This window comes from Kitasatospora sp. NPDC096140 (assembly GCF_040303045.1).
Lineage (GTDB): Bacteria > Actinomycetota > Actinomycetes > Streptomycetales > Streptomycetaceae > Kitasatospora.
Genome location: NZ_JBEOUW010000022.1, coordinates 130219 through 148514, shown reverse-complemented (window position 1 = coordinate 148514; position 18296 = coordinate 130219). Strand labels below are relative to the sequence as shown.

Genomic DNA, 18296 nt, shown 5'->3' with positions numbered 1-18296 from the left:
ACATTCCGAACCCGGAAGCTAAGCCTCACAGCGCCGATGGTACTGCAGGGGGGACCCTGTGGGAGAGTAGGACGCCGCCGAACAATCATTCCAAAAAGCCCCCTTCCCATCCGGGAAGGGGGCTTTTTGCGTTACCCTCTGCCAATGCAGAACCTGACCCTGACCTGGCAGTCCGCCGGGGGCGCCGCCGCCGGCCTCTACGCTGGCGCGTACGTCGCGTCGAGGGTCCGGAAGCCGTCGCTGTCGGCGCTGCTGCGGGAGGCCGGCACGCTGCTGGCGCTGTTCGCGCTGTGGCAGCTGGTCGGGCACCTGTCGGTGATGAGCGCGGACCACGCGTTGGACCGGGCGAGCTGGATCCACCACGCCGAGCAGGTGGTCGGGTTGCCCGACGAGGCCTCCTGGCAGGCGGCGATCACGCCGTACCCGGTGCTGGTGCGGCTGGCGAACTACTACTACGCGGTGATGCACTTCGCGGTGATGCTCGGCGTGCTGCTCTGGGTGTTCGTGCGGCACCGCGAGCGGTACGCGTGGGTGCGGAACACGGTGGTGATCACGACCGCGGTCTGCCTGCTGGTGCAGTTCATCCCGGTGGCACCGCCCCGGATGCTGCCCGAGAGCGGCTTCGTCGACGTGGCCGCGGTGTACGGGCAGTCGGTGTACGGGGGCGCGGTCGGCGGTGTCGTGGTGGCCGACCAGTTGTCGGCGATGCCCTCGGTGCACGTGGCCTGGTGCGTGTTGGCCGCGGTCGCGGTGATCCGGGTGTCGCGCAGTTCGCTGCGGTGGGTCATGGTGCTGCACCCGGTGCTGACGGTCGCGGTGGTCGTCGTGACGGCCAACCACTTCTGGGCGGACGGGATCGTCGCCGTCGTGATCCTCCTCTTCGCGTACGCCGTGCTGGCGTTGGCGGCACGCCGACGGGGTCGGGTCTCCGCCGGAACGGAGGCCCGACCCCGTCGCTCCGCCGAGGGGCGGTTGGAGCAGGTCCGTTGAGCCGTCTCGGGCTCCCCTGGCCGGGCAACCGGCCGGAAGCCCGGTCAGGGGCCCGGTCGGTTGCCCGAAGGATCGCCCGGCAGGTCACTTGACCGGCAGGGCGATCTTCCCCCAGGAGCCGTTGCTCAGGGCGGAGGTGGCCCAGTACCAGGCGGCGAGCCCGGAGAGGGCCGCGACCCAGCCGGCGAGCTTGCCCAGGCCGCTGTAGCCGCCGAAGGTGGCGATGGCGGAGAGCAGCAGGGAGAGCGTCAGCAGGCCGTAGACGGCACGGCTGAGCTGCCCACCGCCCCAGCCGGCCGCGGTGAGGGTGAGTGCGAGCAGGGCCCACAGCAGCAGGAACAGACCGGCGGCGTTCTTGCCCGCCCCGCCGGCCGCCGACCAGGTCGCCCAGAAGGCGCCGAGGCTGGTGAACGCGGTGCCGGTGAAGCCCTCGCCCCCGCGGAGCTGCCAGAGGCCCGCGATGAAGAGGGTGACGCCGCCGAGCAGATGGGCGAGGTGGGCCGCGTCCCCGGTGCCGGCGCCGTGCAGGATGCCGGTGGAGAGCAGACCGTAGGCGAGAAGTGTCAGGCCGAGGGCGAGGTAGCCGAGGTTACCCGCGTCGGCTCCGGTGGAACGGGCGTTCGTTGCCCCGGTAGCGTCGTTGCTCACCGGAGGCTCCTTTCACTCTGGGCGCGCGCAGGGCGCAGTGACGCTGTGGTGTGGTTTCGACGAGTGGATGCGCGCGACCGCGCCGAGGGCGCACGGCTCTGGGCGTGCGCGGGCTGCGGTCAGAATGATGGGCCAGCGGAGAGCCCGCTGGTCACGTCCCCTCCGGGTGGATTCCCCGGTGAGATCGGTCTACCCGGCGGCAGGCGCTTGTACCCTTGTGAAGATAACAATTTGTGACTGCGTCAGTTACCGTGCCAGCTACCGCGTCAGGCCCTGCGCGAGTTGCAGTGCCGGCCGGGGAGGCTCACGGCTGGCGCTGGTTGGGCACCCGCAGGGTCAGGATCGCCATGTCGTCGGACGGCGGCTCGGGGGCGAACCGCTCGACCGCGCGCTGGACGCGGGCGGCCACGGCGCCGGCGGTCAGGCCGGTGCAGCCGGTGAGCACCTCGGCGAGACCGTCGTCGCCCAGCATCCGCCGCCCCTCGCGGCGTTCGGTGACACCGTCGGTGACGCACAGCAGGACCTCGCCGGGGGCGAGTACCAGGGTCTCGGCGGTCAGGTCGAGGTCGTCCATGACACCGAGCAGCGGCTGCGGGGTGGCGGCGCGGTCGACCCGGCCGTCGGTGCGCAGCCGCAGCGGCAGCGGGTGGCCGGCGCAGACCAGGGACAGCTCGGTGCTGCCGTCCGGACGGGGCGTCAGCTCGCCGTAGAGCAGGGTCAGGAAGCGGCTGCGCGAACCCTCGTCCAGGATGGCGGCGTTGAGGCGGCGGAGCACCTGCGGGGCGTCCAGGCCCTCGCGGGCGAGCAGCCGCAGCGAGTGCCGCGCCAGGCCGGTGACCGAGGCGGCCTCGGGGCCGGTGCCGCAGACGTCGCCGATGGCGAAGCCGTAGGTGCCCTCGCGGATGGTGAACAGGTCGTAGAAGTCCCCGCCGACCTCGTTGCCCTCGCCGGCGGCCTGGTAGTACACGTCCACCTCGACGCCCGGGATCTCGGGCAGGTCCGGCGGCAGCAGGCTGCGCTGCAGGGCCTGGCTGGTGGCGGTGCGCTCGGAGTAGAGGCGGGAGTTGTCGAGGGCGAGCGCGGCGCGGCGGGAGAGGTCCTCGGCGAGTTCGAGGATCTCCTGGCGGAACCGGACGCCGGTCGGGACGCCGAGCGCCAGCAGGCCGATGACGCGGTTGCGGGCGGTCAGTGCGATGACGACGGTCTCGCCGAGCAGACCGGCGAGTTCCGGGCTGTTGGCCAGGCCGCCGACCGCGGCGGTCTCGGCGGGCGCCGTCCAGAACCGGACGCCGTGGGTGGGGCCGGCCTCGGGGACGGGGGCCTTGTCGAGGAGGTCGCGCAGGGGGTCGATGCGGTCCTCGTCCTCGTGCAGGACGAAGGCGAGCCGGGCCGGGGAGGTGTGGTCGGCGGTGGTGTAGACGGCGCACCAGGAGGCGAGGGTGGGGACGGCCATCTGGGCCATCAGCGCCAAGGTCTGCTCGTGTTCGAGCGTGCCGGCCAGCAGGTCGGAGGCTTCGACCAGGAAGGAGAGCGAGCCGCGGCGCAGCCGTTCGAGCTCGGTCAGCCGGGTGCTCTCGACGGCCAGGGCGACCCGGTCGGCGGCGAACTGGAGGCGCATCGCGTCCTCGTTGTCGTAGCGGCCGGGCGCGGTGGCGGCGATGCCGAGCGAGCCGATCAGGCGGCCCTCGACCTTGAGCGGGACGGTGAGCAGGGAGCGCATGCCGCTGTCGGAGAGCAGGGTCAGGCCGGTGGGACGGGCGGTGAGGTCCTCGTGGACGGAGGGCAGTCGGGCGGAGTCGTAGCGGTTGCCGGTCTCGACGGGGAAGCGGGCGTGCCGCCGGTGTCCGGTGGTGAGGCCGGTGGCGGCGCGGACCTCGAACTCCGTCTCGTCCTCGGTGGTCAGCAGCAGGTACGCGGCGTCGCCGTCGAGCAGGTCGCGGGCGCGTTCGACGGTGCGCTGCAGCAGGGTGTCGAGGTCGTCGGTGGCGACCGGGCCGGCCAGCAGGTCGAGCCGGGGGCCGGTCTGGTCGGGGCGCTCGCCGGGCAGGGCGCGGGCGGGGGAGCGCAGGACGGCGCGGTCGGGTTCGAGGACGAGCAGACAGAGGGTGGAGGGGACGCCCTCGGTGTCCCGCACGCGCACCTGGACGCCGTACACCTCGACCTCGTGGCCGTCCTGGCGGCGGATCCCGTAGCCGCCCTCCCAACGGGCCAGCCGCAGCGTGTCGGTCAGGCCCAGGCCGCGGTCCGGGGCTTGCGGCCAGACGGCGAGGTCGGCCCAGGGGCGGCCGAGGACGGCGCCGGCGGGGTAGCGGAAGAGGGCCTCGGCGTCCGGGTTCCAAGCCAGGACGCGGCCGTCCTCGTCGATCTGGACGACGGCGACGTGCACCGGGCCGGCGCTGCTCGGCAGGTCGCTGCCGGGGGTGGCGGGCACGGCGTAGCGGGTGCCGAGCACGTGTGCCGGCAGCTGGAGGCGGAACCAGACGGTCTTCCGGCCGGCCGCGTACTCGACGCCCCACCGTTCGGCGAGGGCGGAGCACATCAGCAGGCCGCGGCCGCCCTCGCCGTCGGGGTCGGCGTAGCGGTCGGAGGCGGTGACGGGTCCGTCGCCGAGGGAGGGCAGGCCGCGTTCCGGGTGGTGGTCGGTGACCTCGATCCGGACGGTCTCCTCCTCGCGCAGGCAGCAGACCTCGGCGGCGGTGCCGGCGTGCACGACGGCGTTCGTGACCAGCTCGCTGACCAGCACGACGGCGTCGTCGACGACCTCCGGCAGGCCCCAGCCGAGCAGCGCGTCCCGGACGAACCCCCGGGCGGCGGCCGCGGACCGGCCGTCGGGGTCGAAGGTGGCGGCTGCGCGCGCGGTGACCACGTTGCCACTTCTCCTCTGCTGCTCTTGCCCTGGCTGTCCGGGGTGCGGCGCCGACTTTCCCCGTGCGCGCCGTCGGGGTGAGCGGCGGCGCTGGGTCGGGTCGTGGCCCGGTGCAGCGCTCCACCCTACTTTCCGCTTGGTTCCCCGTGGGGGCGGGGAGCCGAAACAGGCACCAGAGGGTGATTCTGCCCACCTGTTTCGGACGGTGCGGCACCAACCGTGCGCAACCGGCCGTGCACCGGGCGCCGGTGCTGCCAGACTGGGGGGTCCGCGATGACCGGTACGAGCAGTACGGTCGTGTGGGTGCCGGTGCGCTGCAGAGGCCGCCGGTACGCAGCCCAGCCGGGCCGGTGCCCGGGCGCGTGCCGCACCGGCACGGGCGGTCACCGGACAGTTCACGATGTGGGAGGGGCCCGTTGAGTTCGGCCACCAAGGACGCAACCGGTACGACGCCGCCCGCCCAGCGCGGCGGCCGCTCCGGGACCGCGCCGCGGAACGCGGCCGGCCGGCGAGCGAGCCACAACCGCGGCGCGGAGCCCGCCGAGTTGCGCAAGCTGCTGTCCGCGCTGACCGCGATGCGGGACGGCAACTTCCGCCGCCGGTTGACGATTCCGGGCGACGGGCCGCTGGCGGAGATCGCCGCGGTGTTCAACGAGGTCGCCGAGCGCAACCAGCACCTGACCGGTGAACTGGCCCGGGTCCGCCGGGCGGTGGGCCGCGAGGGCCGGCTGAACGAGCGGCTGGAGACCGGTGCGGGCGAGGGCGCCTGGATGGCGGCGGTCGACAACTGCAACGCGCTGATCGACGACCTGGCCCGCCCGATGGCCGAGGTCGGCCGGGTGCTGACCTCGATCGCCGAGGGCGACCTGGACCAGAAGATGGAGCTGCGCTCGCTGCACAGCAACGGGGTGAGCCACCCGCTGCGCGGCGAGTACCTGAAGATCGGGCGGACCGTCAACGGGCTGGTGGACCAGCTCTCGGAGTTCACCGACGAGGTGACCCGGGTGGCCCGCGAGGTGGGCACCGAGGGCAAGCTCGGCGGCCAGGCCAAGGTCCGTAGCGTGTCGGGCAGTTGGAAGGACCTGGCGGACTCGGTCAACACCATGGCCGGCCGGCTGACCGCGCAGGTGCGCAACATCGCCCAGGTGACGACCGCGGTCGCCAAGGGCGACCTGTCCCGCAAGGTCACCGTCGAGGTGGCCGGCGAGATGCTGGAGCTGAAGAACACCGTCAACACCATGGTGGACCAGCTGAACGGCTTCGCCGCGCAGGTCACCGCGGTGGCCCGGGACGTCGGGACGGAGGGGCGGCTGGGCGGTCAGGCCCAGGTGCCGGGCGTGGCCGGGGTCTGGCGGGACCTCACCGACTCGGTGAACTTCATGGCCGACAACCTGACCGGCCAGGTCCGCAACATCGCCCAGGTGACGACGGCGGTGGCGCGGGGCGACCTCTCGCAGAAGATCGAGGTGGACGCGCGCGGCGAGATGCTGGAGCTGAAGAACACCATCAACACGATGGTGGACCAGCTCTCCGGCTTCGCCGAGCAGGTGACCCGGGTGGCCCGTCAGGTGGGCACCGAGGGCCGGCTGGGCGGGCAGGCGCAGGTGCCCTGGGCGGCCGGGGTGTGGCGGGACCTCACGGACAACGTCAACTTCATGGCGAACAACCTCACGGACCAGGTCCGCAACATCGCCCAGGTGACCACCGCGGTCGCCAAGGGCGACCTGTCGCAGAAGATCCAGGTGGACGCGCGCGGGGAGATCCTGGAGCTGAAGAACACCATCAACACGATGGTGGACCAGCTGGGCGCCTTCGCGGACGAGGTGACCCGGGTCGCCCGGGACGTCGGCACCGAGGGCATCCTCGGCGGGCAGGCCAGCGTGCCCGGCGTGGCCGGCATCTGGAAGGACCTGACCAACTCCGTCAACCTGATGGCCAACAACCTGACCAGCCAGGTCCGCAACATCGCCGAGGTGACCACGGCGGTGGCGCGCGGCGACGTGTCGAAGAAGATCACCGTCGACGCCCGGGGCGAGATCCTGGAGCTGGTGACCACCGTCAACACCATGGTCGACCAGCTGTCGGCGTTCGCCGACGAGGTCACCCGGGTGGCCCGCGAGGTGGGCACCGAAGGGATCCTGGGCGGCCAGGCGCGGGTGCGCGGGGTGTCGGGCATCTGGAAGGACCTGACCGACAACGTCAACTTCATGGCGTCCAACCTGACCGGTCAGGTGCGCAACATCGCCGAGGTCGCCGGTGCGGTGGCCCGCGGGGACCTCTCCAAGAAGATCTCCATCGACGCGCAGGGCGAGGTGGCGGCGCTCGCCGCGACCCTCAACACCATGGTCGACCAGCTCTCCTCCTTCGCGGTGGAGGTGACCCGGGTGGCCCGCGAGGTGGGCACCGACGGCACCCTGGGCGGCCAGGCCAGCGTGCCGGGGGTGGCCGGCATCTGGAAGGACCTGACCGACAACGTCAACCTGATGGCCAACAACCTCACCGGCCAGGTGCGGAACATCGCGCTGGTGATCACCGCGGTCGCCCGCGGCGACCTCTCGCAGAAGATCGACGTCGACGCGCGCGGCGAGATCCTCCAGCTCAAGACCAGCATCAACACCATGGTCGACCAGCTCTCCGCGTTCGCCGACGAGGTCACCCGGGTCGCCCGCGAGGTGGGCACCGACGGGCGGCTCGGCGGCCAGGCCCGGGTGCCGGGGGTCGACGGTACCTGGCAGGACCTGACCGAGTCGGTGAACGAACTGGCCAACAACCTGACCCGGCAGGTGCGCGCGATCGCCCAGGTCGCCACCGCCGTGACCAGGGGCGACCTGAGCCTGCGGATCGACGTGGACGCGGCGGGCGAGCTCGACGAGCTCAAGGACAACATCAACCAGATGATCGCCAACCTCCGCGAGACCACCCGCACCAACCAGGAGCAGGACTGGCTGAAGACCAACCTGGCCCGGATCTCCGGCCTGCTCCAGGGCCGCCGGGATCTGGAGGCGGTCGCCTCGCTGATCATGACCGAGCTGACCCCGGTGGTCTCCGCCCAGCACGGCGCCTTCTTCCTCGCCCAGCCGGCCGGCCGCACCGCCGAGCTGATCACCGAGGACGACGACGAGAACGACACCGTGCTGCGCCTGATCGGCAGCTACGGCTACCAGCGGCGGGCGATGCCGACCACCTTCCGCCCCGGCGAGTCGCTGATCGGTCAGGCCGCGGTGGAGAAGCGGGCGATCATCCTCAAGGAGGCGCCCCCCGGGTACCTCAAGATCGCCTCCGGCCTCGGCGAGGCCTCCCCGGCCCACATCGTGGTGCTGCCGGTGCTGTTCGAGGGCCGGCTGCTCGGGGTGATCGAGCTGGCCACCTTCAGCTCCTTCACCACCGTCGCGCTGGACTTCCTGAACCAGATCGCCGACCTGATCGGCGTCACGGTCAACACCATCAGCGTCAACACCAAGACCGAGGGCCTGCTGCTGGAGTCCCAGCGACTCACCGCCGAACTGTCCATGCGGTCGGCGGAGTTGGAGGCGCGCCAGGAGGAACTGGAGCGCACCAACGAGGAGTTGCAGGAGAAGGCCGAGCAACTCGCCCAGCAGAACCGCGACATCGAGATCAAGAACAGTGAGATCGAGGAGGCCCGCCAGGTCCTGGAGGAGCGCGCCGAACAGCTCGCCCTGGCCTCCCGGTACAAGAGCGAGTTCCTCGCCAACATGTCGCACGAGTTGCGCACCCCGCTCAACTCGCTGCTGATCCTGGCCAAGCTGCTCTCCGACAACAACGAGGGCAACCTCTCGCCCAAGCAGGTCGAGTTCGCCGACACCATCCACGGCGCCGGCTCCGACCTGCTCCAGCTGATCAACGACATCCTCGACCTGTCCAAGGTCGAGGCCGGCAAGATGGACGTCCGCCCGGCCCGGATCGCCCTGGTCCAGCTGGTCGACTACGTGGAGGCGACCTTCCAGCCGGTCGCGCTGGACAAGAACCTGGACTTCGCCGTCCGGGTCTCGCCCGCCCTGCCCGTCACCCTGCACACCGACGAGCAGCGGCTCCAGCAGGTGCTGCGCAACCTGATCTCCAACGCGGTCAAGTTCACCGACGCCGGCGCGGTGGACTTCGAGATCAGCCTGGCCGGTCCGGGCGTCCCGCCGCACGTGCGCGAGCGGCTGCTGGAGTCCGGCTCGATCCAGGACCCGGACGACGCCCTGATCGCCTTCGCCGTCTCCGACACCGGCATCGGCATCCCCGGCAACAAGCTGCGGGAGATCTTCGAGGCCTTCAAGCAGGCCGACGGCACCACCAGCCGCAAGTACGGCGGCACCGGCCTGGGCCTGTCGATCAGCCGGGAGATCGCCCGGCTGCTCGGCGGCGAGATCCACGCCGAGAGCGAGCTGGGCGCGGGCTCCACGTTCACGCTCTACCTGCCGCTGCGCACCGAGGCCCCGGAGACCACCGGGGAGCCGCGCCCGGGCGAGCGCCAGTCCGCGGCGGGTGCCCAGGCGCCGCGCGCCTCGGTCGGTGTCACCCCGGTGGGCCTGCCGGTGCCGGTCGGCGAGAACCCCGCCGACCACTGGGCCCAGGAGGTCCGCGAGCTGGCCGAGGAGCGCCGCCGCGGCGCCGTGGAGCGCCGGCGCAGCGCCGCCCTGGAGAGCGCCGCCGGGCCGCGGGCGGTGGAGCCCGTGCCGCTCCGGCCGGTCAACGGCGACCGGCGCTTCGACGGCCAGCAGGTGCTGATCGTGGACGACGACGTGCGCAACGTGTTCGCCCTGACCAGCGTGCTGGAGCAGCACGGCCTGACCGTCCTGTACGCCGAGAACGGGCGCGAGGGCATCGAGATGCTGGAGCAGCACGAGAACGTGGCGCTGGTCCTGATGGACATCATGATGCCGGAGATGGACGGCTACGCGACCACCGAGGCGATCCGGCGGATGCCCCAGTTCGCCGGCCTGCCGATCATCGCGCTGACCGCCAAGGCGATGAAGGGCGACCGGGAGAAGTCCCTGGAGGCGGGCGCCACCGACCACATCACCAAGCCGGTGGAGACCGACCACCTGCTGACGGTGATGAGCGAGTGGCTGAGCGGCGACCGCGGCTGAGCGGGTGGTGGGTGCTCCCGGCCGTGCGGGGGCACCCCGGTGGGTGCGCGGGGACCGGGGGCGGCGTGAACGCCGTCGCGGGCCCCGGGGTTCACGCCTCCCGGGCGGCCGGTTTGCTGGCGGACCGGCCCGGGAACCCGGTAGGGTCACCGATCGTTGCGAACAGTGACCGGATGACGACGCCCTGCTGAGCGTGCGCCGGGGCACTGGCTGTGCGCCGCTCCGGATCGGTCACGACGGGGCGATGTGCCGGGCGAGGGGGTGCGGCTAGCATGACCGGGGTAGCGGTGGGCAGTACGCGGGTGCCTGCACCGGGCGGCAGGCAGGCGACAGGAGGGCGAGCCCTGATGCAGAAGGCGAAGATCCTCCTGGTCGACGACCGACCGGAGAACCTGCTGGCGCTGGAGGCGATCCTCTCGGCCCTGGACCAGACGCTGGTGCGCGCCGCGTCCGGTGAGGAGGCGCTCAAGGCGCTGCTCACCGACGACTTCGCGGTGATCCTGCTGGACGTCCAGATGCCCGGGATGGACGGCTTCGAGACCGCCGCCCACATCAAGCGCCGCGAGCGCACCCGGGACATCCCGATCATCTTCCTGACCGCGATCAACCACGGCCCGCACCACACCTTCCGCGGCTACGCGGCCGGCGCGGTGGACTACATCTCCAAGCCCTTCGACCCGTGGGTGCTGCGCGCCAAGGTCTCCGTCTTCGTCGACCTGTACGTGAAGAACTGCCAGCTGAAGGAGCAGGCCGCGCTGCTGCGGCTGCAGCTGGAGGCGGGCGGCGGCGAGCCGGTCCTCGGCGGGGCGCTGCTGGGCGAGCTGTCCGCGCGGCTGGCGGCGGTCGAGGAGCAGGCGGAGGCGCTCGGCAAGCAGTTGGACGGGGGCGAGGACGCGGGCGTCGCGGCGACCGCCGCGCACCTGGAGCGCAAACTGGTGGCGCTGCGCCGGGCGCTCGACGCGATGCGCCCCGGAAGCTCCTGATCCGCTGCCCCGCGTTCACCCGTCAGGGTGGTCCCGTGCGGCGTCCGGGTGAATCCCGGTCAGCGTGACGGTGTGTCTGCGACACGTCGGGGCGGCCCGGCTCGGGCACATGTGCGCCGGTGGTCCACCCCGGTAGGCTGCTGACCCATGGCCACTCGCACGCCCGGAAACGCAGCACGTAAGACGAGTCCGGGACCGTCCAAGAAGGCCGCGGCGAAAGCCCCGGGCAAGCCGCCCGCGAAGAAGGCGGCGGCGAAGAAGGCGGCTCCCGCGAAGAAGGCCGCGGCCAAGTCGGCCCCACCGCCGGCACCGCCGTCCAGGTCGGTGCTGATGGGCGCCCTCAACGCGATCGCCAGCCCGATCGCCGCGATCTTCCGCGGCTTCGGCGACGGTGCCAAGAACCTCGACCCGGCCCACCGCAAGGACGGCGTCGGCCTGCTGCTGTTCGCGCTCGCGCTGGTGACCGGCGCCGGCACCTGGTTCAGCCCGCAGGGCTGGCTGGGCGAGGCGGCCACCGCCGTGGTGTCCGGGCTCTTCGGCCGGCTCGACGTGCTGGTGCCGTTCCTGCTGGCCGCGATCGCGATCCGGCTCTGGCGCCACCCGGAGCTGCCGGAGGCCAACGGCCGGATCGTGATCGGGCTGAGCACGCTGCTGGTCGGCGTCCTCGGTCTGGTCCACATCGGCTGCGGCGCGCCCATGATGGGCAGCGGCGCCTCCCGGATAAGGGGGGCCGGCGGCATCATCGGCTGGGCCGCGTCCACCCCGATGATGGCCGCCGCGGGGCCCGCGCTCGCCGTGCCGCTGCTCCTGCTGCTGGCCTTCTTCGGCCTGCTGGTGGTCACCGCCACGCCCGTCAACCGGATCGGTGAGCGGGTGCGGTGGATGGGCATACGGCTCGGCGTGGTCGAGCCCGGGCCGGAGGACCAGGTGCGCAGGGGGCGTGCGCCGGGGCGTGAGCCGTCCACCGAGCCGCCGGAGGACGCCGACCCCGACGCGCTGCCGTTCACCGTGGACAGCGGCGCTGACGACCCGACGGACGAGGTCGCCGCCCGCCGACGCCGCCGCCGGCGCAGGCAGGCCGACCCCGACGACCCGGCGGAGGCCGTGCGGGTCTCCCTCGACAAGGAGCCGCTGGACCCGTACACCACCCGCAACCTCGCCGCCGGCGCGGCCGCCGACCTGGACGGCGCACTGGTCTACGGCGTGCCCGCCTCCTCCGCGGTGGCGGACATGATGCACCAGGTGCAGGACCACACCGCACCGCCCGAGGAGCCCGCCGTCCCGGCCGCCCGCAGCGGCGGCCCGGGCGCCCCCGAGGAGCACGGCGCGGCGCCGGTGCGGATGGAGCAGCTCCAGCTCGGCGAGGGCGTCGGCTACGCGCTGCCCTCCCTTGACCTGCTGGAGCGCGGCGGCCCCGCGAAGGCCCGCAGCGCGCTCAACGACGAGGTGGTCGCCCAGCTCACCGGCACCTTCAGCGAGTTCAAGGTGGACGCCCGGGTCACCGGCTTCACCCGCGGCCCGACGGTCACCCGCTACGAGGTCGAGCTCGGCCCGGCCGTCAAGGTGGAGCGGATCACCGCCCTCGCCAAGAACATCGCGTACGCGGTGGCCAGCCCGGACGTGCGGATCATCAGCCCGATCCCGGGCAAGTCCGCGGTCGGCATCGAGATCCCCAACCGGGACCGCGAGATGGTCAACCTCGGCGACCTGCTGCGCTCGCGCACGGCCGCCGAGGACTCGCACCCGATGGTCGTCGGCATGGGCAAGGACGTCGAGGGCCACACCGTGATGGCCAACCTCGCCAAGATGCCGCACATCCTGGTGGCTGGCGCGACCGGTGCGGGCAAGTCGTCCTGCATCAACTGCCTGATCACCTCGATCCTCGCGCGGGCCACCCCCGACGAGGTGCGGATGGTGCTGGTCGACCCCAAGCGGGTCGAGCTGACGGCGTACGAGGGCATCCCGCACCTGATCACGCCGATCATCACCAACCCCAAGAAGGCCGCCGAGGCCCTCCAGTGGGTGGTCCGCGAGATGGACATGCGCTACGACGACCTCGCGGCGTACGGCTTCCGGCACGTGGACGACTTCAACGAGGCGGTGCGGGCGGGCAAGGTCACCCCGCCGCTGGGCAGCGAGCGGGAGCTCCGGCCGTACCCGTACCTGCTGGTGATCGTCGACGAGCTGGCGGACCTGATGATGGTCGCTCCGCGCGACGTCGAGGACTCCGTCGTCCGGATCACCCAGCTGGCCCGCGCGGCCGGCATCCACCTGGTGCTCGCCACCCAGCGGCCCTCGGTGGACGTGGTCACCGGCCTGATCAAGGCCAACGTGCCGTCCCGGCTGGCCTTCGCGACCTCCGCGATGGCCGACTCCCGGGTCATCCTGGACCAGCCCGGCGCGGAGAAGCTGATCGGCAAGGGCGACGCGCTGTTCCTGCCGATGGGCGCGAGCAAGCCGATCCGCATGCAGGGCGCGTTCGTCACCGAGGCGGAGATCGCCAAGGTGGTGCAGCACTGCAAGGACCAGCTGTCCGCCGTCTACCGGGACGACGTGACGGTCGGCGGCGGGCCGAAGAAGGAGATCGACGAGGAGATCGGCGACGACCTGGACCTGCTGATCCAGGCGGCCGAGCTGGTGGTCTCCACCCAGTTCGGCTCGACCTCGATGCTCCAGCGCAAGCTCCGGGTCGGCTTCGCCAAGGCGGGCCGGCTGATGGACCTGATGGAGTCGCGCGGGATCGTCGGCCCCAGCGAGGGCTCCAAGGCCCGCGACGTCCTGGTGAAGCCGGACGAGCTGGACGGGGTGCTGGTGACCCTGCGGGGCTGACGGGCCGTGCCGTCCGGCGCCCCGCGCGCCGGCCGGGTGCGCGGCCGGGGCGGCCCGGGGCGGCCCGGGGCTGTCCGGGGCGCCGGAGTCCCCGTGCCCCGGACGGGGTGTCACTCGTTCGGAGGAGGGTAGGCGCGCTGTCGGGAACCGAACGCCCGCACACCGCGTCACAGGCCGGAAAGCGAACCCCGGGGAGCCCGCGTGCGGCTCCGTTGACGACCGGTCAACGGGCTGCCGGACCCCGGCCGGGGCGGGTGCACGCATTCGGTCCCGTTCCGCTTGAGAAACGATCCGCCCACGCCCCTAGACTGTTCCCCAGCAGGTGGCCATCCGCTCGAAAGGCGTGCCCCGTGACCATCGGCAAGTCCTCCGACCACGAGAACGCCCCGTCGTCCGTCGAACCGACCGACGACGCGGCGCAGGCGGCCGATGCCCCGAGCATCGGCCGGGTGCTGTCCGCCGCCCGGATCGACGCGGGCCTCACGGTGGACCAGGTGAGTACCGCCACCCGCATCCGGGTGCCGATCGTCCATGCCGTCGAGGAGGACGACTTCGGCCGCTGCGGGGGTGACTTCTACGCCCGCGGGCACATCCGCTTGATCGCCCGCGCCGTCGGCGTGGACGGCGACGGGCTGGTGGCCCGCTACGACGCCGCGCACGGCGGCCCGCCCGCCGCCAAGCGCCCGGCGGGCCAGCTGATCGACAGCGGCCCGATCAAGGTGCCCAGCCGCGGCCGGCCGAACTGGGCGGCCGCCATGGTCGCCGCGATCGTCGCGGTGGTCGCCCTGATCGGCTTCAACCTGGTCAGCGGCAAGGACGGGCACGGCACCACCGGCTCCGCCAGCGCGCCGCTGCCCAGCGGCTCAGGCACCGGATCGGTCGCCCCCGTCGCGACGCCCACCGTCCAGCCGCCGGCGCCCGCGCCGAGCGCCGCCGCGATCGCCGCCGTCCCGGCCGACAAGGTCACCGTGAAGCTGGTCGCCGAGGGCACCAGCTGGGTCTCGGCGATGGACGGCAGCGGCAAGTCGCTGTTCCAGAACAACATCAACGACGGCCAGGACCAGACCTTCACCGACCCCAAGCAGATCAAGCTGGTGCTGGGGAACGGCGGGGCCGTGCACGCGTACGTCAACGGCAAGGACCTCGGTCTCCTCGGCAAGGACGGGCAGGTGGTGCACGTCACGTACACCCCCGGAGACCCGCAGGCGGGCTGACCACAGGGGTCGGCGAGGGCCGGTCACGACCGGCCGAATCGAGGCGCGCGGCCTCCGGGGCGAACGGCACCGGAGGCCGCGCGTTAATCTTGGGCCTATGCCTGAACGCCGTACTGTCGCCCTTGTCACGCTCGGATGCGCCCGCAACGAGGTGGACTCCGAGGAACTCGCCGGGCGACTGGAGGCCGACGGCTGGTCGCTGGTCGACGACGCCGCCGAAGCGGACGTCGCCGTCGTCAACACCTGCGGCTTCGTCGAGGCCGCCAAGAAGGACTCCGTGGACGCCCTGCTGGAGGCCAACGACCTCAAGGGGCACGGCCGGACCCAGGCCGTCGTCGCGGTCGGCTGCATGGCCGAGCGGTACGGCAAGGAGCTCGCCGACGCGCTGCCCGAGGCGGACGGTGTCCTCGGCTTCGACGACTACGCCGACATCTCCGACCGCCTGCAGACCATCCTCTCCGGCGGCCACCACGCCCCGCACATCCCGCGCGACCGCCGCAAGCTGCTGCCGATCAGCCCCGCCGAGCGGCAGTCCGCCGCCGAGGCCGTCGCGCTGCCCGGCCACGGCGCCGAGGCCGCCGCCGAGCCGATCGCCGACCTGCCCGACGGCCTCGCCCCGGCCTCCGGCCCGCGCACCCTGCGCAAGCGCCTGGACGACAACCCGGTCGCCTCGGTCAAGCTCGCCTCCGGCTGCGACCGCCGCTGCTCCTTCTGCGCCATCCCGGCCTTCCGCGGCTCGTTCATCTCCCGCCGCCCCTCCGACGTGCTGCACGAGGCCCAGTGGCTGGCCGGGCAGGGCGTCCGCGAGATCGTCCTGGTCAGCGAGAACAACACCTCGTACGGCAAGGACCTCGGCGACATCCGGCTGCTGGAGACGCTGCTCGGCGAGATCTCCGCGATCGAGGGCGTCGAGCGGGTGCGGGTCTCCTACCTGCAGCCGGCCGAGATGCGCCCGGGCCTGATCGACGCGATGACCGGCACCACCGACGTGGTGCCCTACTTCGACCTGTCCTTCCAGCACTCGGCGCCCGCCGTACTGCGCCGGATGCGCCGCTTCGGCTCCACCGACCAGTTCCTGGAGCTGCTGGGCACCATCCGCGACAAGGCCCCGCAGGCCGGCGCCCGGTCCAACTTCATCGTCGGCTTCCCCGGCGAGACCGCGGAGGACTTCGCGGAGCTGGAGCGCTTCGTCACCCACGCCGGGCTGGACGCGATCGGCGTCTTCGGCTACTCCGACGAGGACGGCACCGAGGCCGCGACCTACGACGGCAAGCTCGACGCCGACGTGATCGCCGAGCGGCTGGACCGGCTGAGCCGGTTGGCCGAGGAGATGACCGCCCAGCGGGCCGAGCAGCGGATCGGCACCGAGGTCGAGGTGCTGATCGAGTCGATCGAGGACGGCGTGGTCGAGGGCCGGGCCGGCCACCAGGCCCCGGAGACCGACGGTCTGACCACCCTGGAGGGCGTCGAAGCCCCCGAGGTGGGGCAGTTCTGGCGGGCCAAGGTGGTCGCCAGCGAGGGCGTCGACCTGATCGCCGAGGCGCTGGAGCAGGTGCGGCTCCGTTCGGTCCCGGGAGCCGGGGAATGACCAAGGGGCCCGGCGCCCCGGCCGCGGCCCACCCGGGCAGACCGGTGGCCGCGGCGCCGGCGACCCCGGGGATCTGGAACATCGCCAACGTGCTCACGATGGTCCGGGTGCTGCTGGTCCCGGTCTTCGTGCTGCTGCTGTTCGCCGACGGCGGGCACAACCCCAAGTGGCGCTCGGTCGCCTGGGCCGCGTTCGCCATCGCGATGATCACCGACCTGTTCGACGGGGAACTGGCCCGCCGCAAGGGCCTGGTCACCGACTTCGGGAAGATCGCCGATCCGATCGCGGACAAGGCGATCATGGGCTCCGCGCTGATCGGCCTCTCGCTGCTCGGCGACCTGCCCTGGTGGGTCACCGTGGTGATCCTGGCCCGGGAGCTGGGCATCACGCTGATGCGGTTCTGGGTGATCCGCTACGGGGTCATCCCGGCCAGCCGCGGCGGCAAGCTCAAGACGCTGACCCAGGGCACCGCGGTCGGCATGTACGTCCTGGCCCTGACCGGGTGGCTGGCCACCGGGCGGGCCGTGCTGATGGGACTGGCGGTGCTGCTGACCGTCGGCACCGCGCTGGACTACGTCGGACAGGCGCTGCGGCTGCGCCGCGAGGGACAGGCCGCGGAACGCGCGGGCCGTTGAGCGACAGGGGGGACCGGGTGGCGGAGCACGACTACCGGCTGGCGGAGCGGGCGCACGCCGCGCTGCGGGCCGAGGGCGGCACGCTGGCCGTCGCGGAGTCGCTGACCGGTGGTCTGCTGGCCGCCGCGCTGGTGGACGTCCCCGGGGCCTCCGCGACCTTCCGGGGTTCCGTCACGGCGTACGCGACCGAGCTCAAGGCCTCCGTGCTCGGTGTGGACGAGGGCCTGCTGGACGTCCACGGGCCCGTCCACCCGGTGGTGGCCCGGCAGATGGCCGAGGGCGTGCGGGGGCTGCTGGGGGCCACGTACGGGCTCGCGACGACCGGGGTGGCCGGTCCGGACCCGCAGGACGGACAGCCGGTGGGCACCGTACACCTGGCGGTCGCCGGCCCGGGGGGAACTCTGGTCAGTTCGCTCCTGCTGTCGGGCGGCCGTGCCACAATCCGTCACGGAGCGGTGACCGCCGCACTGGAGCTGCTCGTCGGCCGGCTCGCACGGTAGGGGCCCCTCCGACGGATCTCCACCGAACCGAGATCTGCCGATCTGGCGCCCGGGTATGGCACAGCTGGAGGATCGTGTTACATCCAACAGCCTGGTTGGGCAGAAACCAGGTGGCGAACGAGTTGCGTGACGGTGGCCGGGTGGGCCGCGACGGGTACCACGAGGGGCCCGCGAACCCGGGTACGACACCGGAACGAGGAGGGGGACAGCCTTGCAGCCCAGAGTGAACACGACCAGGGTCCCCGCACGCGAAGCGGGCAAGGCGGTACGGTGGGGGCGTGACATCTCGATCCGCAGTCCGAGGAGGGAGGCACCGATGATCCTGCTCCGTCGCCTACTGGGCGATGTACTGCGTCGGCAGCGCCAGCGCCAGGGCCGCACACTCCGCGAGGTGTCGGCGGCCGCCAGGGTTTCGCTCGGGTACCTCTCCGAGGTCGAGCGGGGACAGAAGGAGGCCTCCTCGGAGCTGCTCTCCGCCATCTGCGACGCACTCGACGTCCGGATGTCCGAGGTCATGCGCGAGGTCAGCGACGAACTGTCGCTCGCCGAACTTGCGGCGATGGCCACCCTCTCCGAAGGTGATCTGCTGAGGCCGGTACTCGAACCGGTTCCGCTTCCCGCCCCCGGCACCGACCGGGCGAACATGTCGCCCAAGGCCGCCGCGATGGACGTGGTCGCCGCCTGATCCCGGCCTCGACCCGGGCATCGCCGCCCGGGGCGAGCGAAGGGAGGGCGATCGTGCGGAGAGACGCGAAGATGCGCCCGGCAGCCCGAATACGGGCGCGGGCGCGGTTGTTGCTCCGGAAACGGCGTCCGGTGCGGTGGGTCCTGGCGGCAGTGGCGGCCGGGCTCGCCTGGTGGCTCCTGGTCGTCCGGGGGCAGGCGGTCGACGGTGCGGCGCTGGGGCTGCTCGCGGCCGGAGGCTGGGGCCTCGGCCTCATCCCGGT

Annotated in this window: 11 protein-coding genes and 1 rRNA gene; 10 read left to right on the top strand and 2 right to left on the bottom strand. The window is 72.5% G+C overall.

The features are described from left to right. Both rrf and ABT048_RS23455 read left to right on the top strand, forming a co-directional pair. A 5S ribosomal RNA gene (gene rrf / locus ABT048_RS23460) occupies positions 1–83 on the top strand; the annotation flags it as partial. 61 nt (positions 84–144) lie between these two features. Continuing rightward, positions 145–990 carry a phosphatase PAP2 family protein gene (locus ABT048_RS23455; RefSeq protein WP_350523407.1) on the top strand — a complete coding sequence of 282 codons (846 nt, stop codon included), beginning with the start codon at positions 145–147 and terminating at the stop codon, positions 988–990. Between the two features lie 84 nt (positions 991–1074). On the opposite strand, the gene ABT048_RS23450 is transcribed toward ABT048_RS23455, so the two are convergent. Both ABT048_RS23450 and ABT048_RS23445 read right to left on the bottom strand, forming a co-directional pair. Next, on the bottom strand, positions 1075–1638 hold the full coding sequence (locus ABT048_RS23450) for an acetate uptake transporter (RefSeq protein ID WP_350523406.1): 564 nt from the start codon (positions 1636–1638) through the stop codon (positions 1075–1077). A gap of 304 nt (positions 1639–1942) precedes the next feature. Further along, on the bottom strand, positions 1943–4504 hold the full coding sequence (locus ABT048_RS23445) for a SpoIIE family protein phosphatase (RefSeq protein WP_350523405.1): 2562 nt from the start codon (positions 4502–4504) through the stop codon (positions 1943–1945). Between the two features lie 416 nt (positions 4505–4920). On the opposite strand from ABT048_RS23445, the gene ABT048_RS23440 reads away from it, so the two are divergent. The 8 genes from ABT048_RS23440 (at position 4921) to ABT048_RS23405 (ending at position 18034) form a co-directional block, all read left to right on the top strand. Further along, positions 4921–9600 (top strand): HAMP domain-containing protein, encoded by a 4680-nt coding sequence (locus tag ABT048_RS23440; protein WP_402804820.1) that lies wholly within the window; start codon positions 4921–4923, stop codon positions 9598–9600. Between the two features lie 344 nt (positions 9601–9944). After that, on the top strand, positions 9945–10583 hold the full coding sequence (locus tag ABT048_RS23435; RefSeq protein ID WP_350523416.1) for a response regulator: 639 nt from the start codon (positions 9945–9947) through the stop codon (positions 10581–10583). Between the two features lie 147 nt (positions 10584–10730). Beyond that, positions 10731–13412: an FtsK/SpoIIIE family DNA translocase gene (locus ABT048_RS23430; protein ID WP_350523404.1), complete on the top strand. Its 2682-nt coding sequence runs from the start codon at positions 10731–10733 to the stop codon at positions 13410–13412. Positions 13413–13762: 350 nt separating this feature from the next. Continuing rightward, complete coding sequence (locus tag ABT048_RS23425) at positions 13763–14626, top strand: helix-turn-helix domain-containing protein (RefSeq protein WP_350523403.1); 864 nt, start codon at positions 13763–13765, stop codon at positions 14624–14626. A 97-nt stretch (positions 14627–14723) separates the two neighbouring features. Further along, the gene (rimO, locus tag ABT048_RS23420; protein WP_350523402.1) at positions 14724–16214 is read left to right on the top strand and encodes a 30S ribosomal protein S12 methylthiotransferase RimO; all 1491 of its coding nucleotides are present in this window, start codon (positions 14724–14726) and stop codon (positions 16212–16214) included. After that, the gene (pgsA, locus tag ABT048_RS23415; RefSeq protein ID WP_350523401.1) at positions 16211–16849 is read left to right on the top strand and encodes a CDP-diacylglycerol--glycerol-3-phosphate 3-phosphatidyltransferase; all 639 of its coding nucleotides are present in this window, start codon (positions 16211–16213) and stop codon (positions 16847–16849) included. Before rimO ends, pgsA begins: the two co-directional genes overlap by 4 nt. A 38-nt stretch (positions 16850–16887) precedes the next feature. Beyond that, the gene (locus ABT048_RS23410) at positions 16888–17349 is read left to right on the top strand and encodes a CinA family protein (protein ID WP_350523415.1); all 462 of its coding nucleotides are present in this window, start codon (positions 16888–16890) and stop codon (positions 17347–17349) included. Between the two features lie 316 nt (positions 17350–17665). Beyond that, positions 17666–18034, top strand: a complete 369-nt coding sequence (locus tag ABT048_RS23405) for a helix-turn-helix domain-containing protein (protein WP_049660741.1) — start codon at positions 17666–17668, stop codon at positions 18032–18034. Positions 18035–18296: the final 262 nt, after the last annotated feature.